The organism is Pseudarthrobacter sp. 1C304, assembly GCF_052245515.1.
Lineage (GTDB): Bacteria > Actinomycetota > Actinomycetes > Actinomycetales > Micrococcaceae > Arthrobacter.
Genome location: NZ_JBQQCH010000005.1, coordinates 18,577 through 41,385 on the forward strand (window position 1 = coordinate 18,577; position 22,809 = coordinate 41,385).

At 68.7% G+C, this 22,809-nt stretch carries 18 protein-coding genes; 1 reads left to right on the plus strand and 17 read right to left on the minus strand.

Going from position 1 to position 22,809, the window contains the following annotated elements:
- Positions 1-35: 35 nt before the first annotated feature.
- From ACTWQD_RS11290 to ACTWQD_RS11370, 17 genes are all read right to left on the minus strand, one after another.
- Complete coding sequence (locus tag ACTWQD_RS11290) at positions 36-416, minus strand: RNA polymerase-binding protein RbpA (protein ID WP_443196223.1); 381 nt, start codon at positions 414-416, stop codon at positions 36-38.
- A gap of 117 nt (positions 417-533) precedes the next feature.
- Positions 534-791: a preprotein translocase subunit SecG gene (secG, locus tag ACTWQD_RS11295; RefSeq protein ID WP_443196224.1), complete on the minus strand. Its 258-nt coding sequence runs from the start codon at positions 789-791 to the stop codon at positions 534-536.
- Positions 792-840: 49 nt separating this feature from the next.
- Positions 841-1,656, minus strand: coding sequence for a triose-phosphate isomerase (tpiA, locus tag ACTWQD_RS11300; RefSeq protein WP_443196225.1), 816 nt, complete (start codon positions 1,654-1,656; stop codon positions 841-843).
- A gap of 81 nt (positions 1,657-1,737) precedes the next feature.
- A complete protein-coding gene (locus ACTWQD_RS11305; protein ID WP_443196226.1) occupies positions 1,738-2,964 on the minus strand; it encodes a phosphoglycerate kinase in 1,227 nt (408 codons plus the stop codon).
- Positions 2,965-2,974: 10 nt separating this feature from the next.
- Positions 2,975-3,985: a type I glyceraldehyde-3-phosphate dehydrogenase gene (gene gap, locus ACTWQD_RS11310; protein ID WP_066438138.1), complete on the minus strand. Its 1,011-nt coding sequence runs from the start codon at positions 3,983-3,985 to the stop codon at positions 2,975-2,977.
- A 308-nt stretch (positions 3,986-4,293) separates the two neighbouring features.
- Complete coding sequence (locus tag ACTWQD_RS11315; protein ID WP_066438139.1) at positions 4,294-4,917, minus strand: superoxide dismutase; 624 nt, start codon at positions 4,915-4,917, stop codon at positions 4,294-4,296.
- Between the two features lie 172 nt (positions 4,918-5,089).
- Positions 5,090-6,070, minus strand: a complete 981-nt coding sequence (gene whiA, locus ACTWQD_RS11320) for a DNA-binding protein WhiA (protein WP_066438143.1) — start codon at positions 6,068-6,070, stop codon at positions 5,090-5,092.
- A gap of 10 nt (positions 6,071-6,080) precedes the next feature.
- A complete protein-coding gene (locus ACTWQD_RS11325) occupies positions 6,081-7,100 on the minus strand; it encodes a gluconeogenesis factor YvcK family protein (RefSeq protein WP_443196227.1) in 1,020 nt (339 codons plus the stop codon).
- Positions 7,100-8,023 (minus strand): RNase adapter RapZ, encoded by a 924-nt coding sequence (rapZ, locus tag ACTWQD_RS11330; protein WP_443196228.1) that lies wholly within the window; start codon positions 8,021-8,023, stop codon positions 7,100-7,102. Before rapZ ends, ACTWQD_RS11325 begins: the two co-directional genes overlap by 1 nt.
- Positions 8,024-8,175: 152 nt before the next feature.
- A complete protein-coding gene (gene uvrC / locus ACTWQD_RS11335) occupies positions 8,176-10,215 on the minus strand; it encodes an excinuclease ABC subunit UvrC (RefSeq protein WP_443196229.1) in 2,040 nt (679 codons plus the stop codon).
- A gap of 92 nt (positions 10,216-10,307) precedes the next feature.
- Positions 10,308-10,976: a lysophospholipid acyltransferase family protein gene (locus ACTWQD_RS11340; protein ID WP_443196230.1), complete on the minus strand. Its 669-nt coding sequence runs from the start codon at positions 10,974-10,976 to the stop codon at positions 10,308-10,310.
- Positions 10,963-11,724 carry an HAD hydrolase-like protein gene (locus tag ACTWQD_RS11345; RefSeq protein ID WP_443196231.1) on the minus strand — a complete coding sequence of 254 codons (762 nt, stop codon included), beginning with the start codon at positions 11,722-11,724 and terminating at the stop codon, positions 10,963-10,965. Before ACTWQD_RS11345 ends, ACTWQD_RS11340 begins: the two co-directional genes overlap by 14 nt.
- Positions 11,725-11,849: 125 nt before the next feature.
- On the minus strand, positions 11,850-14,822 hold the full coding sequence (gene uvrA / locus ACTWQD_RS11350) for an excinuclease ABC subunit UvrA (protein WP_443196232.1): 2,973 nt from the start codon (positions 14,820-14,822) through the stop codon (positions 11,850-11,852).
- Between the two features lie 88 nt (positions 14,823-14,910).
- On the minus strand, positions 14,911-15,303 hold the full coding sequence (locus ACTWQD_RS11355; protein WP_443196233.1) for a GntR family transcriptional regulator: 393 nt from the start codon (positions 15,301-15,303) through the stop codon (positions 14,911-14,913).
- Positions 15,300-17,039: an ABC transporter ATP-binding protein gene (locus ACTWQD_RS11360; protein ID WP_443196414.1), complete on the minus strand. Its 1,740-nt coding sequence runs from the start codon at positions 17,037-17,039 to the stop codon at positions 15,300-15,302. The genes ACTWQD_RS11355 and ACTWQD_RS11360 overlap by 4 nt, the downstream gene beginning before the upstream one ends.
- Before the next feature lie 224 nt (positions 17,040-17,263).
- Positions 17,264-18,976, minus strand: a complete 1,713-nt coding sequence (locus ACTWQD_RS11365) for an ABC transporter ATP-binding protein (protein WP_443196415.1) — start codon at positions 18,974-18,976, stop codon at positions 17,264-17,266.
- A 206-nt stretch (positions 18,977-19,182) separates the two neighbouring features.
- Complete coding sequence (locus ACTWQD_RS11370; protein ID WP_443196234.1) at positions 19,183-19,962, minus strand: trans-aconitate 2-methyltransferase; 780 nt, start codon at positions 19,960-19,962, stop codon at positions 19,183-19,185.
- Positions 19,963-20,129: 167 nt separating this feature from the next.
- On the opposite strand from ACTWQD_RS11370, the gene ACTWQD_RS11375 reads away from it, so the two are divergent.
- A complete protein-coding gene (locus ACTWQD_RS11375) occupies positions 20,130-22,676 on the plus strand; it encodes a DEAD/DEAH box helicase (RefSeq protein WP_443196235.1) in 2,547 nt (848 codons plus the stop codon).
- The last annotated feature ends 133 nt before the right edge of the window (positions 22,677-22,809 follow it).

The following is a 22,809-nucleotide window of genomic DNA, read 5'->3' on the forward strand; positions in this document are numbered from 1 at the left end:
ATGGTTCAGCACGGGCGCTCCCGCGCTGACCCCGGCTAGGCCGGCGGGGCACCGCGCCGGGACCGAAGCCTCTCAAGCGCTCCGGCCAGCACGTCTTCGGCGTCCTGGCTGGAGCGCCGCTCTTTAACGTATTCCAGGTGGCTCTTGAACCCTTCCACGGGGGCTTCCTCGAGAGCGAACTGCGCCTCGTCCCGGGTGGCGGTCCCGCCGCAGCGCCGGCAGTCCCAGACCCCGGGGATCTGCTCGTCGGGCAGCTGGGCGAAGACCAGCGGCGTCTCATGGCCCTTGGCGCACTGGTAGGTGACGCGGATGCGGGGCGAGCGGACAGCGGCGCCGTCGAGCGGCTCGTGGCGCGGCGCGGCCCCTTCGGTGGCTCCTACACGGATGCCCCGGAAACCGGAGGCAGAATGCAGCATCGGGAACTCCTGGCTACTTGGCGGACGGAAAGCGCATGCAGTCAGCCACAGTGTAGGTCGAAGTTCCCGATGCCGGGGAGGGTCCTAGGACCCCTATGAAATTGTGCCGGGAGCCGGTTAGGAGTCGCCGCCGCCGGTGAACCGCATCATCAGGCCGAGTCCAACAATGACAATGCCCCAGGTGATGCCGAGGATGATCGTGAAGCGGTTCAGGTTCCGCTCGGCCACGCCGGAGGAGCTCAGCCCGGAACTCATGCCGCCGCCGAACATGTCGGACAGACCGCCGCCACGGCCCTTGTGGAGCAGGATGAGCAGGGTCAGCAGGAGGCTGGTGATGCCCAGGAGGACCTGCAGGATGACATGAAGAACGTCCACGACGGCCTTTCAGAAGATGGGGATTGCGGGGGCCACGACGGTGTCCGGACTAATCCGTCAGCAGGTGACTCTCGAACCTGACAATATTAGCAAACTCGGCGGCGTCCAGGCTGGCACCGCCGACCAGCAGTCCGTCCACGTCGCGTTCCTTGAGGATGGCGGCGGCGTTGTTGGCCTTGACCGAGCCGCCGTAGAGGAGGCGGGTCTTGCCGGCGACGTCCGCGCCGAAGAGGGTGGCCAGCTCGGCGCGGATGGCGGCGCACATTTCCTGCGCGTCCTCGGGTCCCGCGACCTCGCCCGTCCCGATGGCCCACACCGGCTCATAGGCGACCACCAGCTCGGCGGCCTGCTCGGGAGTCAGTCCCTCGACGCCGGCACGCAGCTGGGCGAGGGTGTGGTCCACGTGCGTGCCCGCCTGGCGGATCTCCAGCCCTTCACCGACGCAGAGCACGGGGGTGATGCCGTGCCGGAAGGCCGCCTTGGTCTTGGCGTTCAGCACGTCGTCGGTCTCGTGGTGGATGGTGCGGCGTTCGCTGTGGCCGACCAGGACGTAGCTGCAGCCCAGCTTGGCGAGGAACTGCCCGGAGATGTCGCCCGTGTAGGCGCCGGAGTCGTTCGGGGAGAGGTCCTGGCCGCCGTAGACGATCTTTAGTTCGTCGCCCTGGACCAGGGTCTGCACGCCGCGGAGGTCGGTGAACGGCGGGAAGACGGCGACCTCGGCCCGGCTGTAATCGTGCTTGGCGTCGGACAGGGTCCACGCGAGTTTCTGCAGGAGGGTGATGCCCTGGACGTGGTCCATGTTCATCTTCCAGTTGCCTGCAATGAAAGGCGTGCGGTCGAAGGTGCCGTTGGTTGACGTAGTCACGTGGTCTCCAAAAGGTCGTAGCAGTGGAACAGCCGGCAGGGCGCCCCGTTCCGGGAAGATGCGCCCTGCCGGCTGGAGGTTCTATCGGTCCAGGACGCTGAGGCCGGGAAGGTCCTTGCCTTCGAGGTACTCGAGGCTGGCGCCGCCGCCGGTGGAGATGTGCCCGAACGCCTCATCGGCGAAGCCGAGGGTCCGGACCGCCGCAGCGGAGTCGCCGCCGCCCACCACGGTGAACGCGCCGGTTTCGGTCAGTGCCTGGGCGACGGCCCGGGTGCCGGCGGCGAAGGCCGGGAACTCGAAGACGCCCATGGGCCCGTTCCAGAACACGGTCTTGGCACCCGCTATCCGGTCGGCGAAGGCCTTGGACGTTTCCGGTCCGATGTCCAGGCCGATGCCCCCGGCACCAAAGCTGCTGTCCTCGATCGCGTCGGCGCGCACCGTCTCATGGTCGGCGTCGGCGGCGAACTTGGCAGCCACGACGACGTCGGTGGGAACCACGAACTCGGTTCCGGCCTCGGCGGCGCGCTTCAAGTAGTCCTGGACGACGGGGATCTGGTCCTCCTCGAGCAGGCTTCCGCCGACCTTGTGGCCTGCGGCCGCGAGGAAGGTGAACAGCATGCCGCCGCCGACCAGGATCGTGTCGGCTTTGCCGATCAGGTTGTCGATGACCGCGAGCTTGTCCGAGACCTTGGATCCGCCGAGGACCACAACGTACGGCCGCTGCGTGTCGGTGGTGAGCTTGCGCAGCACTTCGACTTCGGTGCGCACCAGGTCGCCCTGGTAGGACGGCAGCCGCCGGGCGACGTCGTACACGGTGGCGTGCTTGCGGTGCACAGCGCCGAAGGCGTCATCCACGAAAGCGCCGTTGTCACCGGTCAGGGCCACGAGTTCGTCGGCGAACGCGCCGCGTTCGGCGTCGTCCTTGGACGTCTCCCGGGCGTCGAAGCGCACGTTCTCCAGGACCAGGGCTTCGCCGTCCTGCAGCGCGCCGGCGGCCGCGACCGCGGCCCCGCCGACGGTGTCATCGGCCAGGGAAACCTTGAAGGAGGCCAGCTCGGCGAGCCGCGCCACGGCGGGCTTGAGCGAGTACTTGTCCTCTGGTGCGCCCTTGGGGCGGCCAAGGTGTGCTGTCACCAGCACGCGGGCACCGGCGTCCGTGAGCTTCGACAGCACTGGCAGGGAGGCCTTGATGCGGCCGTCGTCAGTCACTGTAGAGCCGTCGAGCGGCACGTTCAGGTCACTTCTGACCAGAACGTACCGCCCGCGGACACCATCAGCGATCAGTTCGTTGAGGGTGTGGAATGTCATGTGTCTTACCCTAGCCCAGCTTGGCTGCGACGAGCTCCGTGAGGTCGACGAGGCGGTTCGAGTAGCCCCATTCGTTGTCATACCAGGAAACAACCTTGACCTGGTTGCCGATCACCTTGGTCAGGCCGGAGTCGAAGATGGACGACGCCGGGTCCCCGACGATGTCCGAGGACACGATCGGCTCGTCCGTGTAGGTCAGGAGGCCCTTGAGCTCGGGAGTCTCGGAGGCTGCCTTGAGGGCGGCGTTGACTTCCTCGACGGTGGTCTCGCGGGAGACGGTGACGGTGAGGTCCGTGGCGGAGCCGGTGGGCACCGGTACGCGGATGGCGTAGCCGTCGAGCTTGCCCTTGAGTTCCGGCAGGACCAGGCCGATGGCCTTCGCGGCACCCGTGGAGGTGGGCACCATGTTGATGGCGGCGGCGCGGGCGCGGCGGAGGTCCTTGTGCGGGCCGTCCTGCAGGTTCTGGTCGGCGGTGTAGGCGTGGACCGTGGTCATCAGGCCGCGCTCGATGCCGAAAGCGTCGTTGACCACCTTGGCCAGCGGGCCGAGGCAGTTGGTGGTGCAGGAGGCGTTGGAGATGATGTGGTGCGCCGCCGGGTCGTAGAGGCCGTCGTTGACGCCCATCACGATCGTGATGTCCTCGTCCGAGGCCGGAGCGGAGATCAGGACCTTCTTGGCACCGGCGTCGATGTGCTTCTGCGCATCGGCGGCCTTGGTGAAGAAGCCGGTGGATTCGATGACGATGTCGACGCCCAGCTCGCCCCAGGGCAGCTTGGCCGGGTCGCGCTCGGCGAGGACCTTGATGGTCTTGCCGTCGACGACGATGTTGCCGTCCTTGACCTCGATCTTCTCCTGCAGGCGCCCGCCCACGGAGTCGTACTTGAAGAGGTGGGCCAGGGCTTCCGGGCTGGTGAGGTCGTTTACGGCGACGATCTCGAGGTCGGCCCCCTGGGCGAGTGCGGCGCGGAAGTAGTTGCGGCCGATACGGCCGAAGCCGTTGATACCAATACGGGTGGTCACGTTTTCAGTCTCCTTGGTGCTCCTGCGAGCACGACTAGTTGAGAAGGCGCTCAAGCCAACTAACAGATCCCGCACGCCATTGGGCAGAGATGATTTACAGATCGGAGGGCGACCAGCCTCATTGCTGAAGGCTAACCGCCTTCCGTGACCTATCTTACGTTTAAGTTGGACTGCCCCCGCAAGTGCGGGGGCAGTCCGTCCACTATTCGAGCCTGACGGCGGCAAATGTGAGCTTTGTTACGTGCAGGTTAACTGCGGCCCAACTGCAGCTGCCCCGATGGCCCGGTGCCCGGTGCCCCGGACGTGGCCTAAAGCGTGATGAGGCCGGTGGCGTTCTTGCGGGCGGCGTCGAAGCGCTTGGCGACGTCGGCCCAGTTCACGATGTTCCAGAATGCCTTGACGTAGTCAGCCTTGACGTTGACGTAGTCCAGGTAGAACGCGTGCTCCCACATGTCCAGCATCAGCAGCGGGGTGGTGCCCAGCGCGACGTTGCCCTGCTGGTCGTAGAGCTGCTCGATGACCAGGTTCCCGCCGATGGGCTCGTAGGCCAGGAAGCCCCAGCCGGAGCCCTGCAGGCCCAGTGCGGCGGCGCTGAACTGGGCGCGGAACGCGTCGAAGGAGCCGAAGGCGTCGTCGATGGCGGCTGCCAGCTCACCCTCGGGCTTGTCGCCGCCGTCCGGGGACAGGTTGTTCCAGAACACGGAGTGGTTGATGTGGCCGCCGGTGTGGAACGCGAGGTCCTTGGAGAGGCGGTTGATGTTGGCGAAGTCGCCCTTCTCGCGCGCCTCGGCCAGCTGGGCCAGGGCGTTGTTGGCGCCGGTCACGTAGGCGGCGTGGTGCTTGCTGTGGTGCAGCTCCATGATGCGCGCGGAAATGTGCGGCTCCAGCGCTGCGTAGTCATAGCTGAGTTCTGGCAGTACGTATTCGGTCACAAAGTCCTCCAATGTCGTGGACAGGTTGTCCGTGTTGGTAACTCTCGGTTGTGCATCCGGATGGCTGGCATCCGGAAGTCTGTGGATCGGGATCCAGTGGGCATAGCCTCCGCTCCCCCCAAGGTATTCCCACCGGTCCGATCCGATTCTGCCGGTGTTCCTTCGGGGAAGGCTACTCGTCCAGCATTTCAGGTGTCACATTGGCTTCCGTGCCGGGAATGCCAAGGTCCTGGGCGCGCTTGTCCGCCATCGCCAGGAGCCGGCGGATCCGGCCGGCGATGGCGTCCTTGGTCATGACGGGGTCGGCCAGGCGGCCCAGTTCGTCCAGGCTGGCCTGTTTGTGCGCCACGCGGAGTTCCCCGGCGTACTTGAGGTGGTCCGGGACGTCGTCCCCCAGGATTTCCAGGGCACGGTCCACGCGGGCGCCGGCGGCCACGGCAGCCTGTGCCGACCGGCGCAGGTTGGCGTCGTCGAAGTTGGCCAGCCGGTTCGCGGTGGCGCGGACCTCCTTGCGCATCCGCCGCTCTTCCCACACCATCAGCGCGTCGTGGGCGCCCATCCGGGTCAGGAGCGCGGCGATCGTATCGCCGTCGCGGATGACCACACGGTCCACTCCCCTGACCTCGCGGGCCTTGGCCTGGATTCCCAGCCGGCGGGCGGCGCCGACCAGGGCCAGCGCGGACTCGGGGCCGGGGCAGGTGACCTCCATAGCGGAGGACCGTCCGGGTTCCGTGAGGGAACCGTGGGCCAGGAACGCGCCGCGCCAGACAGCCTCGGCGTCGGCGGCGGACCCGTTCACCACCACTGAGGGCAGGCCGCGGACGGGCCGGCCGCGGGCGTCCAGCAGGCCGGTCTGGCGGGCGAGGGCTTCGCCGTCGCGCACCACGCGGACCACGTAGCGGCTGCCGCGGCGCAGGCCGCCGCCGGAGACGACGATGATTTCGCTCTGGTGCCCGTAGACCTCGGCGATGGCGGCGCGGAGACGCCGCGCGGTCGAGGCGAGGTCCACTTCGGCCTCGATCACGATCCTGCCCGAGATGATGTGGAGTCCCCCGGCGAACCGGAGCATGGCGGACACTTCAGCCTTGCGGACCGAGGACTTCTTGATGTCCAGCCGGGAAAGTTCTTCCTTGACTGATGCTGTCAGTGCCATGGCACCTTTCCTACCTGTTCCCGAAAATGTCGTGGTACGCCGTTGCCAGACGCAGCGGGTCGTGGATCGGCCGGCGGTTCGACGCCCCCACTTTACCCAACACCACCTCGGCACCGAGCATCCCGGCCGCCTGTTCGAAGTCGGCGCGGTCGGCCACGGAGGCCGGATCGGCCAGGACGACGTCGATCGTGAAGTCCGGCGCATACTCCCGGAGGACCCGCAGGTGGTCCGCGGCGGTCATCCCGAGGGTTTCCTTGGTGTCTGTGGCGAGGTTCATGGTGAGGCAGCGCCGGGCGGCCGTGCTGCAGAGCGCCTCGCGCATTTCGGGCAGCAGGAGGTGCGGAAGCACGGACGTGTACCAGGAGCCGGGGCCCAGGATGACCCAGTCGGCGAGTTCAATCGCGGTGAGCGCCTCGATGCAGGCGGGGGCGTTGTCCGGCAGGAGCCGGACGTGCTCCAGCGAGCCGGCGACGGCGCACTTTGCCTGCCCGGTGATTCTCTGGAGCGCCGTGCTCCCGTCCGGCGCCGTCACGCGGGCCTGGCCCTCGATGGTCAGCGGGACGCTGGACATCGGCAGGACTTCGCCGCGGGCGCCGAGCAGCGCGCCGGCCCATTTGAGGCCGGCGACGGTGTCGCCGAGCAGTTCCCACAGCGTCACGATCAGCAGGTTGCCCATGGCGTGCTCGTCCAGCGAACCGCCGGGGCCCTTGCCGGGAGCGAACCGGTGCTGCATCACGTCGCGCCAGGTGCGGCCCCAGTCCGTATCGTCGCAGAGAGCGGAGAGCGCCATCCGGAGGTCGCCGGGCGGCAGGACGCCGTACTCCTCGCGCAGCCTTCCGGACGAGCCGCCGTCGTCAGCGACCGTCACGATGGCGGTCAGCTCCGACGTGAGCAGGCGCAGGGCGGACAGGGAGGCGGCGAGCCCGTGCCCGCCGCCGAGCGCGACGACGGACGGCCCCTTGTCCTGCTGGCTGGCGAAGGACGAACTGGCCGCGGGGACGAGCGGCAGGGGCCCGGTCAGCAGCGCCATTACTCGCGGCCCAGATCCCGGTGGGTGGTGGTCACAGTCACGCGGGGGTACTGCGCCAGCCGGCGGGACAGCTCGACGGCGACCGCGACGGAGCGGTGCTTGCCGCCGGTGCAGCCCACGGCAATGGTTGCGTAGTGCTTGTTTTCCCGGCGGTACCCGTCCAGGACCGGTTCGAGGGCCAGGACGTAGCGTTCCACGAAGTTGCTGACGCCCTGCGCTTCCAGCACGTAGTCGCTGACGTCCTTGTCCAGGCCGGTGTGCGGCCGGAGCGCAGGCACCCAGTGCGGGTTGGGGATGAACCGCGCGTCGGCGACGAAGTTCGCATCGACGGGGAGGCCGTACTTGAAGCCGAAGCTCATCACGTTCAGGCGGAGGGCCACAGGGCCGGTCTCGCTGAACAGTTCGGTGATCGCCGTGGCAAGGCCGTGGACGTTCAGCGCGGACGTGTCCAGGACGATGTCGGCGGAGGTCCGGAGCTCGTGCAGCAGCTCCCGCTCTGCGGCGATGCCGTCCAGGATCCGGCCGCCGCCCTGCAGCGGGTGGGGCCGCCGGCCCTGTTCGAAACGGCGGACCAGGACGTCGTCGTTCGCGTCCAGGAACAGGACCCGGAAGCCAACCCCGCTGGTTTCGAGGTTGCGGAGGGCGGTGCGGATGTCGGCGAAGAGCTCCTTGCTGCGGACGTCCATCACCACGGCGAGCTTGGAGATGGACCCCGGGGCGTGGGACACGATCTCCGCGAGTGTGCCCAGCATCTGCGGCGGGAGGTTTTCCACGACGTACCAGCCGTGGTCCTCCAGGGCGTCGGCTGCGGTGCTCCGGCCGGCTCCGGACATGCCCGTCACCACCAGCAGTTCGGCCTCAACGGGTTTGACCGGCGTCATGCCGTCCGGTTCCGTCCCGGATCCTGCCGTCGACTCTGCCATCAGTGAAGCCCCGTTCTGCTGTGCTGTTGTGCTGCTGTGCTGTTGTGCTGCTGTGCTGTGCTGCCGTGCTGGTCCCGCTGGCGGCCGCGGCGCGGACACCCGTGCCCCGGCCGTTACCCAGTCCTTACCCTAGCTAAGTTTCCCGGTGCTAGCTAAGTCTCCAGGACTTCGCCGGTGGTCATGTTGATGGCGGGAACGGCGGCCGTGTTGGCGTCGTCGCTGAAGTGCCGGACGATCGCCGCGGCCAGCGACGGGCCGATCCCTTTCGCTCCGGTGAGTTCCTCGGCGGTGGCGGCCCTGATGCTCTTGACCGAGCCGAACTCGGCCAGCAGGGCCTTGCGCTTGGAGTCGCCCAGGCCGGGGACCCCGTCCAGCGCCGAGACGGTCATGGCCTTGCCGCGTTTCTGCCGGTGGAAGGAGATCGCAAAGCGGTGGGCTTCGTCGCGGATGCGCTGCAGCAGGTACAGCCCGGCGGAGGCGCGCGGCAGGATGACGGGGAAGTCGCTGTCGGGCAGCCAGACTTCCTCAAGGCGCTTCGCGAGCCCCACGACGTAGACGTCGTCGATGCCCAGCTCGGCGAGGGCGCGGGCCGCCGCGTTGACCTGGGGCTTGCCGCCGTCGACCACCACCAGGTTGGGCGGGTAGGCGAACTTGGCCCGCGGGACAGGGGTGGTGGTGTCGGCGAGCATGGTGTCCGCGGCGGCGGATGGCGGCCCGGCCACCGCCGCGTCCGCTGCGGCGGTGAGCATGGCCTGATGGCCCGGCTGCCGCGCGGCGTCGGCCTGGACGGCCTGCTCCTGCAGGTAATTCCGGAACCGGCGGGTCAGCACGTCGTGCATGGCCGCGGTGTCGTCCGTGGCGGCGGCGCCGGTGACGGAAAACTTCCGGTAATCCGACTTCTTGGGCAGGCCGTCCTCCACCACCACCATGGAGCCGACGACGTTGGTGCCCTGGACGTGGGAGATGTCGAAGCACTCGATCCGCAGCAGCGCGACGGGCAGCTCCAGCGCTTCCTGCAGTTCCTGGAGCGCCTGCGACCTCATGGTCAGGTCCCCGGCGCGCCGGGACTTGTGGAGTTTCAGCGCGTGCTCGGCGTTGTCCCGGACCGTGGACAGCAGGGTGGCCTTGTCGCCGCGCCGGGGCACCCGGATGTCCACCCGGGCGCCCCGGAGTCCGCTGAGCCACTGCGCCAGCTCGGCGTCGTTGCTGGGTTCCACCGGGACCAGGACCTCGCGGGGCAGCCTTCCCTGCAGCCCTGCCTCCTCGCCGTAGACCTGCTGGAGCAGGTGCTCCACGAGGTCGGGGGTGGTGGTGTCCTCGACCTTTTCGACCACCCAGCCGCGCTGGCCGCGGATGCGGCCGCCGCGGACGTGGAAGACCTGCACTGCGGCTTCGAGTTCGTCCTCGTGCAGGGCGAAGACGTCCGCGTCCGTGCCCTCGGCGAGGACCACGGCGTTGCGTTCAAAGACCTTCTTGAGCGCGACAATGTCGTCCCGGATCCGCGCGGCCCGCTCGTAGTCGAGTTCCGCTACGGCGGCGGCCATGTCCTTCTCCAGCCGGGTGACGAACGGCTTGGCTTCCCCGCCCATGAAGCTGCAGAAGTCCTCGGCCAGGGCGCGGTGGTCCTCGGCCGAGATGCGCCCCACGCATGGCGCCGCGCACTTGTCGATGTAGCCGAGCAGGCACGGACGGCCGCTGGCCTCGGCGCGCTTCAGGACACCGGAGCTGCAGCTGCGGACCGGGAACACGCGCAGGAGCGTGTCCATGGTGTCCCGGATGGCCCCGGCCGTGTACGGGCCGAAGTAGCGGGTGCCCTTGCGCCGTTCACCGCGCAGCACCTGGACCCGCGGGTACTTCTCCCCCATCGAGACGGCGAGGTAGGGGTAGCTCTTGTCGTCCCGGAACATCACATTGAAGCGGGGCTTGAATTCCTTGATCCAGGTGTATTCAAGCTGCAGCGATTCGAGCTCGCTGCCGACCACGGTCCACTCGACGCTGCTGGCCGTATGGACCATGGCGTAGGTCTTGGGCAGCAGTCCGGCCGGGTTGGCGAAGTAGGAGTTCAGCCGGGACCGGAGGTTCTTGGCTTTGCCGACGTAGATGACCCGGCCGTGCGGGTCGCGGAAGCGGTACACGCCCGGATTGGTCGGAATTTCACCCGTCTGGGGTCGGTAACTCGCTGGATCTGCCACAGTTCAAGTCTACTGAGGGCCCGGACGTGCCCGGGACGGTTAAGCCGCGGGCCGAGGTTCCCGGCCGCGGCCCGCGCCCGCCCGCAGCCCGTCTAGTCGGTGGCCTTGCTCTGGTTGTAGCTGGTGGAGCGCTCCTGGCCGCTGAGTTCGGCGATGGCGTCCATGATGCGGTCCGTGGCCTGGCGGCGCGCGGGCAGGGAGTGGTCCGGGCCGGTCTTGTCGAAGTACAGCGGCTCGCCGACCTTCATGGTGAAGTGCTGCGGTTTGACCGATTTGCTGTCCGCGGGCTGCAGGTTCCCGGTCCCGATCAGGCCGACCGGGATCACGGGGGCGCCGGTGGTCAGCGCCAGCCACCCCACTCCGGTGCGGCCGCGGTACAGGATGCCGTCACGGGAGCGGGTGCCCTCCGGATAGATCCCGACGCCCCGGCCGGAGTCGAGGATTTCCAGCAGGGTCTTGAGGGCCTGGACGCTGGCGGCCTGTTCACCGCGTTCCACCGGAATGGAGCCCACCGCCTCGAAGAACGACTTCATCACCTTGCCCTTGACTCCGCCGGTGGTGAAGTATTCGGCTTTGGCGAAAAACGCGACCGGGCGGGGCATCAGGGCCTGGACGATCACGCTGTCCAGGAAGGACAAATGGTTGGGCGCCACAATGAACGGGCCCTCCTTGGGCACGTTCTCGAGTCCGATGACCGTGGGCCGGCAGGTGCTGGTGACCAGGCCCCGCGTGGTCCAGCGGATTGCGTCAAACATTGCCATGGGTGTGCACCTCGTTCAGGGCCGTCGTGGTCAGGTCCGGGTCTGCGGTGCGGGCGTGTGCCGCGTCCCGCCGGGCAATGGTTTCGTGGAGGGCCGTGCTGCTGTGCACGATTTCCACGGCTCCGGCGGCGTGCAGCTCACCGTCCGGAGCGAAGCCCCAGGCCACGCCGATGCAGTCGAGGCCGTTGGCCGCGGCTCCGGCCACGTCCTGCGCCCGGTCCCCCACCATCACGGCGTGCCGGGTGTCGAGCCCGTGGACGGAGGCGAGGTCTGACAGGGCAGCGGCCACAATCTCGGTTTTACCGGACGGCACGTTGGCTGCTGCAGCCTCATCCGCGGCCGAGCCGCGGATGGTGTGGAACAGGGCGGCGATGCCGTGGTGCTCGAGGACGGTGCGGGCGATGCCTTCGGGTTTCTGGGTGGCCACGGCGATCGGCCGGCCGGCGTCGGCGAAGGACTCCAGCAGGGTCCGGATGCCCGGGTAGAGCCGGCTTTGGCCTATGCCGGTGCTGAGGTAGTGCGCGCGGTAGATCCGGATGGCTTCGTCGAGCTGTGCTGCCGGGACTCCGGCGATGTCCGTCAGCGAATGGCTGAGTTTCGGGCCGATCATGGCATCCATCCGGTCTTTGCCGGGGATGCCGAGTCCGAGCTCGGTGAGGGCCGCTGCGATTCCGTCCGAAATCCCGCCGGCCGGATCGACAAGAGTGCCGTCCAGGTCGAAGATCACGGGCACTGTTGTTTGCGTCACCGGCCTAGTTTCTCACGAGTAGGCGGATGCCAGAAACTCGCATGCCGGCACGGGAATATATCGCCCCGAAGCGGCCGGCCGACGCCGGTGCGGTGCCTGCAGTGCAGGCACCGCACCGGCGGTGCTCAGGCGAGGATCTCGGCCAGGAAGGCCGCCGTGTGGCTTTCCTTCGACTTGGCGACCTGTTCCGGCGTTCCCGTGGCGATGACGCGGCCGCCGCCGGACCCGCCGTTGGGACCCAGGTCCACGATCCAGTCTGCGCTCTTGATGACATCAAGGTTGTGCTCGATGGTGATGACGGTGTTGCCCTTGTCCACGAGGCCCTGGAGCACCAGGAGCAGCTTGCGGATGTCCTCGAAGTGCAGGCCCGTGGTGGGCTCGTCCAGGACGTAGATGCTGCGCCCGTTCGAGCGTTTCTGCAGCTCTGCCGCGAGCTTCACCCGCTGCGCCTCGCCGCCGGAGAGCGTGGTGGCGGGCTGGCCCAGCCGGACGTAGCCGAGTCCGACGTCCACCAGGGTCCGGAGGTGCCGGGCGATCGGCGAGAAGGCCGCGAAGAACTCCGCGCCTTCCTCGATCGGCATGTTCAGGACATCCGCGATGGTCTTGCCCTTGTAGTGGACCTCGAGCGTCTCGCGGTTGTACCGGGCGCCGTGGCACACCTCGCAGGGCACGTAGACGTCGGGCAGGAAGTTCATCTCGATCTTCAGCGTGCCGTCGCCGGAGCAGGCCTCGCAGCGGCCGCCCTTGACGTTGAAGGAGAACCGGCCCGGGAGGTAGCCGCGGACCTTGGCCTCCGTGGTTTCGGCGAAGAGCTTGCGGATGTTGTCGAAGACGCCCGTGTAGGTGGCCGGGTTGGACCGCGGGGTGCGGCCGATGGGGCTCTGGTCGACGTGGACCACCTTGTCCAGGTGCTCCAGGCCCTGGACCGACTTGTGCCGCCCGGCCACCTGCTTGGCGCCGTTGAGCTTGTTGGCCAGGACCTTGTACAGGATCTCGTTGACCAGGGTGGACTTGCCGGAGCCGCTGACGCCGGTCACCGCGGTCAGCAGGCCCAGCGGGAAGGCGGCGTCCACGTTCAGGAGGTTGTTCTCCTTGGCGCCGATGACCTTGAGCTCGCGCTTCTTGTCGTACTTCCGGCGCTTCTTGGGGACAGCGATCTGTTTCCGGCCGGACAGGTAGTCGCCGGTGAGCGATCCGGTGTTCTCGAGCAGTTCCTTGTAGGAGCCGGAGTGCACCACCATGCCGCCGTGTTCGCCGGCGCCCGGTCCAATGTCCACCACCCAGTCCGCCTCCTGGATGGTGTCCTCGTCGTGTTCGACCACGATCAGCGTGTTGCCGAGGTCCCGCAGCCGGGTGAGCGTCTCGATCAGGCGGCGGTTGTCCCGCTGGTGCAGGCCGATGGACGGTTCGTCCAGGACGTAGAGCACCCCCACGAGGCCGGAGCCGATCTGGGTGGCCAGCCGGATGCGCTGGGCCTCGCCGCCGGACAGGGTGCCGGACGGGCGTTCCAGGTTCAGGTACTCAAGGCCGACGTCGAGCAGGAAGGTCAGGCGGGCCTGGATCTCCTTGAGGACCTGGTGGGCGATGTGGGCCTCACGGCCGGTGAGGACCAGGTTGTCGAGGAAGTCCGCGCATTCGCGCATCGGCAGGGCGGCGACCTCGGCAATGGACTTGCCGTTGATCAGCACCGAGAGCGACGCCGGGTTCAGGCGTGCGCCGTTGCAGGCCGGGCACGGGATCTGCCGCATGTACTCCTCATAGCGGTCCCGGGCCGAGTCGGAATCCGTTTCGAGGTGCTTGCGGTGGATGTACTGGATGACACCCTCGAAGCCGGTGCTGTATTTGCGTTCCCGGCCGAAGCGGTTCCGGTACTGCACCACGACCTTGTGGTCCTTGCCGTGCAGCACGGTCTGGCGGGCGTCGTGGGAGAGCTTGTCCCACGGGGTTGTCATCGAGAACCCGAGTTCCTTGGCGAGCCCGCCCAGCAGGCGGTTCCAGTACTCGGTGGTCGCCGTGCCGAGCGACCAGGGCGCGATGGCGCCCTCCGCGAGGGACAGCTCCCCGTTCGGGATGATCAGTTCCTCGTCCACCTCCAGCTTGGTGCCGATGCCGCTGCACGCGGAACAGGCGCCGAAGGGGTTGTTGAAGGAGAAGGAGCGCGGCTCGATCTCGTCGATCGCGAGGGGGTGCTCGTTGGGGCAAGCGAGGTGCTCGGAGAACGCGCGGATCCGTTCCGGATCATCGGCGTCGAGGTCGACGAACTCGGCCAGGATGCGGCCCTCGGCAAGGCCCAGGGCGGTCTCCACCGAGTCGGTCAGGCGCTGGCTGATGCCGTCCTTGACCACCAGGCGGTCCACCACCACCTCGATGGTGTGCTTGAACTGCTTCCCCAGCTTGGGCGGATCGCTCAGCTGGATCAGCTTGTCATCCACCCGCGCACGCGAGTAGCCCTTGGCCGTGAGTTCCTTGAACAGTTCGACGAACTCGCCCTTGCGGCCGCGGACCACGGGGGCCAGGACCTGGAACCGTGCGCCCTCCGGCAGTTCCATCAGCTGGTCGACAATCTGCTGCGGGGTCTGCTTGGTGACGGGCTCGCCGCAGACGGGGCAGTGCGGGCGGCCGACGCGGGCCCACAGGAGGCGCATGTAGTCGTAGATCTCGGTGATGGTGCCCACGGTGGAGCGCGGGTTCTTGCTGGTGGACTTCTGGTCGATCGACACCGCGGGCGAGAGGCCCTCGATGAAGTCGACGTCGGGCTTGTCCACCTGGCCGAGGAACTGCCGGGCGTAGGCGGAGAGCGATTCGACGTACCGGCGCTGTCCCTCCGCGAAGATCGTGTCGAAGGCCAGGGACGACTTTCCCGAGCCGGAGAGCCCGGTGAAAACGATCATCGAGTCGCGCGGCAGGTCCAGGTCCACATTGCGCAGGTTGTGCTCGCGGGCGCCTTTGACCACGAGGCGGGACATGTCGGGCCGCGTCACCGCGGGGCGGGTATCGAGGGCCCGCCCCGGTGTTGCGGAGTCGCTCGGGCCTGCGCTTTCCGCCACTGCGGCGGTCTGGTCATCAACGGCTGGATCTTCAGCTACGGCTTTAGGCACGCTACCAATGCTAATCGAAAACTTCTTCGAATCTATATTCCATACTGTGTCCCGGGCCGGGAAAAGCGCCCCCGTGTGTTAGCCGGCGCTACTCCCGGTCGTACGCTGCGGCGAGCAGCTGCACGGCTTCCGCGAAGCTCGCTCCGCGGGCTTTGGCGGAGGCGGCGAATTCGGCGGCGGCGGCGGACAGCGAGCTCCAGGCCTCGTCCCTGGCGCACACCACCGTTCCGTTCCGGCCCTGGGTCAGCACGACGCCGGCGGCCTCAAGTTCCTTGTAGGCGCGGGCCACCGTGTGCGGTGCGACGCCGAGTTCGACGGCGAGGGCCCGGACGGCCGGGAGCCGGGTCCCGGGGGCGAGGCTGCCCGTCTCGGCGCGCTCGATGATATTGAGCCGGAGCTGTTCGAACAGCGGGACGGTGCTGCCCGGGTTGGGCCGCCAGGTGCCGGGAAAAGGCCTTGCCGAGGCTTCCGCGGCGCTCACTCCCCCGGCTCCCGGGCGTCGTTGCGGTGTTCGCGGCGGGCGAACTGCGCCTCGTACATTTGCAGGTAAAGCCCGCCCTGGGCCATCAGCTGCTGATGGGTCCCCTGTTCAACGATCCGTCCGTGGTCCATGACCAGAATTAGATCAGCGTCGCGGACAGTGGACAAGCGGTGGGCGATGACGAAGCTGGTCCTGCCCTGCCGGAGCCCGCGCATGGCGTGCCGGATCTGGGCTTCGGTGCGGCTGTCGACGGAACTGGTGGCCTCGTCCAGGACCAGGATGTTCCGGCCCGCCAGGTGCGCCCGGGCGATGGAGATGAGCTGGCGCTGCCCGCGGCTGAGCGAGCCGCCGTCGTCGCCCGGCACGGTGGCGTACCCGCAGGGCAGGGCCCGGACGAACTGGTCCACGTGGCTGGCCTGCGCCGCGGCGGCGATCTCGTCGTCGCCGGCGTCCGGTCGCCCGTACGCGATGTTGTCCCGGATGCTGCCGGTGAACAGCCAGGTGTCCTGCAGCACGGTGCCGATCCGGGCCCGCAGTTCATCCCGGGACTGGTGGGTGGTGTCCGTGCCGTCCACCGTGATCCGGCCGGAGTCCGGGTCGTAAAAGCGCATCAGGAGGTTTACCACCGTGGTCTTCCCGGCTCCGGTGCTGCCCACGATCGCCACCGTCTGACCGGATTCCACTGTGAAGGAAAGGTCCTGGACCACCGGTGCACCCGGGCTGTAGCCGAAGCTGACGTGGTCGAAGACGACCCTGCCGGAGCCGGCGGGCGCCGCCGGGGCCGGCTCCCCGGCCGCTCGCGGCGCGTCCTCGGCCTCGATCTCGGGCGAATCCAGGAGCTCGAAGACCCGCCCGGCCGAGACGAGGCAGGACTGCACGAGGGTCAGCATCCCGCCGACCTGCGCCATCGGCTGGCTGAAGAGCCTACTGAACTGGATGAACGCCTGGAGGCCGCCGATGGTCAGGGCGCCGGCCAGCACCTGGAGCGCCCCGACGACGGCGACGGCGATGTAGTTGAGGTTGGACACAAACACCATCAGGGGCTGGACGACGCCGGAGACGTACTGCGCCCGGGCGCTGGCGCGAAACAGCTTGTCATTGCCGTCCCTGAAGACCGCCGCGGCTTCCTCCTGCCGGCCAAAGGCTTTGAGGACCTCATGGCCGGTGACGGACTCCTCAAAGTGGGCGTGCAGCTCGCCCGTGCCCGCCCACTGTTCGGTGAAATGGGCCTGGGATCTCCGGGCCACGGGGACAGTGATGAGCGTGGAGACCGGGACGGAGACCAGCGCGATCACGGCCAGCACCGGAGAAAGCCACAGCATCATGGCGAGTGACCCGGTGAGCATCAGCAGGGACATGATCAGCTGGTTGAGGAGCTGGTTGAGGGCCTGGGCGACGTTGTCGACGTCGTTCGTGGCGCGGCTCAGCACGTCGCCGCGGCGCTGCTCGTCAAAATGGCTGGACGGCAGGACGTGCAGTTTCCGTTCCACCGAGGCCCGCAGTCCGTAGCCCAGGCGCTGCACGGCGACAGCGGTCAGGGATCCCTGGACCCAGCTGAAGACGGAGGCGCCCAGATACAGGACAGACACCACGGCCAGCAGCGCAGCCAGCTCCGCCTGGTTGAAGGTTCCGCCGACCGCCCCGGCGACGACGACGTCGGTGGCGTCCCCCAGTAATTTCGGCGCCGCCACGTTGAGGGCCACGAACGCGCACGTGGCGGCGATGACTCCGGCCATCAGCCACCTCGAGGGCCGCAGCAGTCCGAGCAGCCGCCGCGCGGTGCGCCAGTGGATGCGGACGCCCTTCGGGGGTTCCTCCGGGAAGACGGCGGGGAGGGACTGGTTGCGGCCGCCGGACGGCGTGTCCACCAGGGGCTGGTCCCGGGCGTCGCGCGGCGCGGGCGCCTCGGCTCCGGCCTCGGTTCCGGCAGCCGTTTCAGCGTCGAGCGCCTGCTCCGGGGTCACCGGGTCTCCTCCAGCACCAGCTGGGAGGCCGCGATCTCCCGGTAGCTGGGCGAGGATTCCATCAGCTGCCGGTGTGTCCCCTGCGCCACCACCCTGCCGTCCTCGAGGACCAGGATGAGCCCCGCGTCCACGATGGTGGCGACGCGTTCGGCCACAACCAGCACGGTAGCCGTGCTCAGCAGCGGCGCCAGCGCCTCGCGGAGGCGTCGGTCCGTGCCGTAGTCCAGGGCGGAGAAGCTGTCGTCGAACAGGTACACGGGCGCCTCACGGAGCAGCGCCCGCGCGATGCACAGGCGCTGGCGCTGGCCGCCGGAAAAATTGGTGCCGCCCTGGCTGACGGGGGCTTCCAGTCCCAGCGGCAGCCGCCGGACGAAGCCCTCGGCCTGCGCGCTGCGCAGCACCCGCCAGAGGTCCTCGTCCGTCGCCGCCGGGGCACCCATCCTGAGGTTGGCGGCGAGCGTCCCGGAGAACAGGTAGGAATGCTGGGGCACGACGGCGGTCAGGCGCCGCAGGGCCTCCAGGGGCAGGGTGCGCACATCGCAGCCGCCGATGCTGATGGTTCCGCCGGTGGCGGCCAGGAACCGGGGCAGCAGGTTCAACAGGGTGGTTTTGCCGCTGCCCGTGGCGCCGATGACCGCCGTCACGGTTCCGGGGACGGCCGTGAAGCTGACCCCTTCGAGGACGGGGGCCTCAGCGCCGGGGTACGCGAAGGAAACGTCGGTGAATACCACGTCGTGGCCCTTCAGGGCGCCGCCGCCGGTGCCGTCCGTGATGGCCGGAACCGTGTCCAGGACGGCCTGGATCCGTTCCGCGGACGCCGCCGCGCGGGGGGCCGTCATAAAGACGTACATCGCCATCATGATGGCGATCAGGATCTGCAGGATGTAAGCGATGAACGCCGTCAGTGCGCCTATCCGCATCTCGCCGGACTGGATCCGGTGCCCGCCAAACCAGACCACCCCGACGGAGGACAGGTTGACCACCAGCATGATCAGCGGCATCATCCCGGCAACCAGCAGCGCCGACCGCAGGTTGTTCTGCGTCAGGTCCTTGTTGACGGCGTCGAAGCGCCGGATCTCGTGGCCCTGCCGCACAAAGCCGCGGATGACGTTGGCGCCGATGATCTGCTCGCGCAGCACCCGGCCGACGCGGTCGATCAGGTCCTGGCCCTGGCGGTAGAGCGGCACCAGCCGCCGGACGATCAGGGCCATGATCACCGCGAGCACCGGAACCACCGCGACCACGATGCCGGACAGGACGATGTCCTGGTGCATGGCCAGCACGATGCCGCCGACAAAAATCGCCGGCGCCGCGACCAGCATGGTGAACACCAGCACCGCAAGGTTCTGGATCTGGGTGACGTCGTTGGTGGCCCGCGTCACCAGGCTGGAGGCACCGAAGGAGCCCACCTCCTGGGATGACAGGGACTGCACCTTGGCGAACAGCTCCCCGCGCAGCTGCCGGCCCAGTTCCATCGCCGCGACGGCGCCGAGGTAGCCCGCGGCGATGGCAGAGGCCACCTGCACCAGGGCGGCCGCGGCCATCCAGGACCCCAGCTGCAGGATTGCCGGGACCTGGCCGCGCACCACCCCGTCGTCGATGATGGCCGCGTTCAGGGTGGGGAGGAGGAGGTTGGCGGTGGTCTGCACCAGCTGCAGGAGGACGATGGCCAGCACGGTCCCCTTGCGGGCAGCCAGCAGCCGGCCCATCAGGCCAATAAGCACCGGACCTCCATCACTTGTACAGGGCACGGATCAGGGTTCGCCGATGCAGCCGCCCCCACGCTGCCCGGTCATTGTAAGCACGATCACACCGTGCCTCGTTGTCATGCCCCGGTGTCGTGCTCCGGTGCCACAAGGGGGCCAGCCCCGCGGCGGCCGGCCCCGTCGCGGGCCGCCCCGTCAGCGGCCGCGGCTCATTCCCGTTTGCGGGCCACAGCGAAAATCCGGCGGAACGGGAACACCGTGCCGTGCGGGCCGGCCGGGTAGGCCTCGGCCAGGCGCGCCGAATAGTCGGCTTCGAACTCACGGGCCTCGGGCGCGGACAGGGCGGCAAGCACGGGCCGGAGCCCGGTGCCGCGCACCCATTCCAGCACGGGGTTTTCGCCGGGGAGGAGCTGGCTGTAGGTGGTCTCCCACGCGTCCGCATCGCAGCCGGCGTCGAGCATGATGTCCAGGTACTCCTCCGGGCCGCCGGTGACGTCGTCATGGCGCAGCACCCCGGCGAGCCGGTCCGCCCACGCGCCGGACTCCGCTAGGCCCCGCATCAGGGTGTGCGAGGGGGCATTGAAGTTCCCGGGCACCTGCAGCGCGAACCACGCCCCCGGCCTGAGGGCCTCCAGCCAGCGGCTGAGCATGGCGCGGTGGCCGGGAACCCACTGCAGGGCGGCGTTGGTGACCACAACGTCCGTCCCGGCCGCGGGCATCCAGCCGGCGATATCCGCCTGGCCGAAGGACAAGTTGGGCAGCCGCCCGGCGTGGGCCTCCGCCCGGACGAGCATCTCCGGGGACGAGTCCAGGCCGGTGACGTGCGCCGCGGGCCAGCGCTCGGCGAGGGTGGCCGTCAGGTTCCCGGGGCCGCAGCCCAGGTCCACGACGTGCCGCGGGGCGTCCGCGTGGATCCGGGCCGTCAGGTCAAAGAAAGGCCTGTCCCGGTAGTCCCCGAACTGCACGTACTTGGCGGGGTCCCACTTCATGCGTTCCTCCAGTCACCGTCAACGTTGCGACGTCCCGAAGCCTATCCCCGGCCGGGACGGCAGCCAAGGAACCGCGCCCGGGCCGGGCGGCGCGCGTGCAGCCTGGGCGCCCGGGCGCAGGCGCCGCGGGACGGGTGCTGCGGCGCCGGCCACTAAGCTGGGAAGCAATGAAACTTGTTGATCAGCTCCCCGCCCCGGCAGCCCGCGTCCCCGGCACGGCCGGCCTCGACCCGGACGAGCTCTACACCCGGTTCGTGGAGTGGACGGAAACCCGCGGCCTTGCCCTGTACACCGCCCAGGACGAGGCCATCATGGAGCTGGCCTCCGGCTCCAACGTCATCCTTGCCACCCCCACCGGTTCGGGCAAGTCCCTCGTAGCCATCGCCGTCCACTTCCAGGCCATGGCCCGCGGGCAGCGCAGTTACTACACCGCCCCGATCAAGGCCCTGGTCTCGGAGAAGTTCTTCGCCCTGTGCGAGATTTTCGGCGCGGAGAACGTGGGGATGATCACCGGCGACTCCGGCGTCAACCAGGACGCCCCGATCATCTGCTGCACCGCCGAGATCCTGGCGAACATCGCCCTCCGCGAGGGCGCCGCCGCCGAACTGGGCGCCGTCATCATGGACGAGTTCCACTTCTACTCCGACCCGCAGCGCGGCTGGGCCTGGCAGGTGCCGCTGCTGGAACTTCCGCAGGCGCAGTTCCTGCTGATGTCGGCCACCCTGGGCGACGTCAGCCGCTTCGAGGCCGGGATCACCGACCTGACCGGGCGTCCGACGACGACTGTCAGTTCCGTGGAACGGCCCATCCCGCTGCACTACTACTACGAACAGACCCCGGTCCACGAGACCCTTGAGGAGCTGCTGGCCACCAAGCAGGTCCCCGTGTACGTGGTGCACTTCAGCCAGGTGGAGGCGATCGACCGGGCGCAGAACCTGATGAGCATCAACGTCTGCACCCGGGAGGAAAAGGACAGGATCGCGGAGCTGATTGCCGGGTTCCGGTTCGCGGCGGGGTTCGGCAAGACCCTCAACCGGCTCGTCCGGCACGGCATCGGTGTCCACCACGCCGGCATGCTGCCCAAATACCGCCGCCTCGTGGAGCAGCTCGCGCAGGCCGGCCTGCTCAAGGTCATCTGCGGCACGGACACCCTCGGCGTGGGCATCAACGTCCCCATCCGCACGGTGCTGCTGACCGCGCTAAGCAAGTACGACGGCGTCCGCACCCGCCTGCTGAACTCCCGCGAATTCCACCAGATCGCCGGACGGGCCGGACGGGCCGGCTACGACACCGCCGGGACCGTGGTGGTGCAGGCCCCCGAGCACGTCACGGAGAACGTCAAGGCGATGGCCAAGGCCATCGCCAAGTTCGGCGACGACCAGAAGAAGCTCCGCCAGGTGGTCAAGAAAAAACCGCCGGAGGGCTTCGTGTCCTGGGGCGAGCCCACCTTCAAGCGGCTCGTGGAGTCCGTCCCGGACCCGCTGGTCTCAAGCTTCACCGTGACCCACGCGATGCTGATGAACCTGATGGAACGGCCCGGGGACCCGTTTGCGGCCGCCCGCCGCCTGCTGACCGAAAACCACGAGCCCCGCTCCTCCCAGCTGCAGCTCATGAAGAAGGCCCTCGGCATCTACCGGGAGCTCCTGGCCGCCGGCGTGGTGGAGCGGATCCCGGCTTCCGAGCAGGGCGCGGACGGGCGCACCGTCCGCCTCACCGTGCACCTGCAGGCCAACTTCGCCCTGAACCAGCCGCTCTCCCCCTTCGCGCTCGCCGCGCTGGAGCTGCTGGATCCGGAGTCGCCGTCGTACGCCCTGGACGTGGTGTCCGTGATCGAATCCACCCTGGAGAAACCCCGGCAGATCCTCTCCGCACAGCAGAAGAAGGCCCGCGGTGAGGCCATCGCCGCGATGAAGGCCGACGGGATCGACTACGACCAGCGCATGGCCATGCTGGAGGAGGTCTCCTACCCGCAGCCGCTCGCGGAGCTCCTGGGCGAGGCCTTCGACGTGTACCGCCGGGCCGCCCCGTGGATCGGCGATTTCGAGCTGGCCCCCAAATCCGTGGTCCGGGACATGTACGAGCGGGCGATGAACTTCGGCGAGTTCGTGCAGTTCTACGGCCTGGCCCGGTCCGAGGGGATCGTGCTGCGCTACCTGGCCGACGGTTTCAAGGCGCTGCGGCAGACCGTCCCGCAGGACGCGCTCCGCGAGGACCTGGCGGATCTCATCGCCTGGCTCGGCGAACTGGTCCGCCAGGTGGACTCCAGCCTGCTGGACGAGTGGGAGGAGCTCACCTCCGGAAAGGCCCCGACGCCGCACGACGCTCCCCCGCCCCCGCCGCCGTCACTCACCTCCAACATCCGCGCCTTCCGGGTGATGGTCCGCAACGAGATGTTCCGCCGGGTGGAGCTGTTCGCGGACGAGGATGCCGCCGCCCTCGGTGACCTCGATGCCGGCTCCGGCTGGGACGCCGAGCGCTGGGAGGACGCGCTGGATGACTATTTCGACGAGCACGACGACATCGGCACCGGCCCCGACGCCCGCGGCCCGGGCCTGCTGATCATCACCGAGGAGCCGGGGGCCTGGAAGGTCCGGCAGATCTTCGAGGACCCCGCCGGCAACCACGACTGGGGCATCTCCGCGGAGGTGGACCTGGCCGCGTCGGACGAGACGGGCACCGCCGTCGTGCGGGTCACGGACGTCAACCGGCTCTAGGCGCCGGGCCCGGCGACACGCTTTCTGCCTGACGCCACGACCCGGGCCTGGCGATGCGGATCCTGCTGCACGACGCGCCAAGTGCCCTGCGCGCCCGTATACCCGCCGCGCCAGGATTTCTAGGCCGCGCAGG

Excerpts from the sequence above, each read along its gene's own strand:
- ACTWQD_RS11290 (WP_443196223.1), bottom strand. The coding sequence starts at position 416 with ATGCTGCATTCTGCCTCCGGTTTCCGGGGCATCCGTGTAGGAGCCACC.
- ACTWQD_RS11305 (WP_443196226.1), bottom strand. The coding sequence starts at position 2,964 with ATGACATTCCACACCCTCAACGAACTGATCGCTGATGGTGTCCGCGGG.
- whiA (WP_066438143.1), bottom strand. The coding sequence starts at position 6,070 with ATGGCACTGACAGCATCAGTCAAGGAAGAACTTTCCCGGCTGGACATC.
- ACTWQD_RS11325 (WP_443196227.1), bottom strand. The coding sequence starts at position 7,100 with ATGGCGCTGCTGACCGGGCCCCTGCCGCTCGTCCCCGCGGCCAGTTCG.
- rapZ (WP_443196228.1), bottom strand. The coding sequence starts at position 8,023 with ATGGCAGAGTCGACGGCAGGATCCGGGACGGAACCGGACGGCATGACG.
- ACTWQD_RS11340 (WP_443196230.1), bottom strand. The coding sequence starts at position 10,976 with ATGGCAATGTTTGACGCAATCCGCTGGACCACGCGGGGCCTGGTCACC.
- ACTWQD_RS11360 (WP_443196414.1), bottom strand. The coding sequence starts at position 17,039 with ATGGCCGGAGTCATCGCCGCCACGTGCGCGTTCGTGGCCCTCAACGTG.
- ACTWQD_RS11365 (WP_443196415.1), bottom strand. The coding sequence starts at position 18,976 with ATGGGCCGGCTGCTGGCTGCCCGCAAGGGGACCGTGCTGGCCATCGTC.
- ACTWQD_RS11370 (WP_443196234.1), bottom strand. The coding sequence starts at position 19,962 with ATGAAGTGGGACCCCGCCAAGTACGTGCAGTTCGGGGACTACCGGGAC.
- ACTWQD_RS11375 (WP_443196235.1), top strand. The coding sequence starts at position 20,130 with ATGAAACTTGTTGATCAGCTCCCCGCCCCGGCAGCCCGCGTCCCCGGC.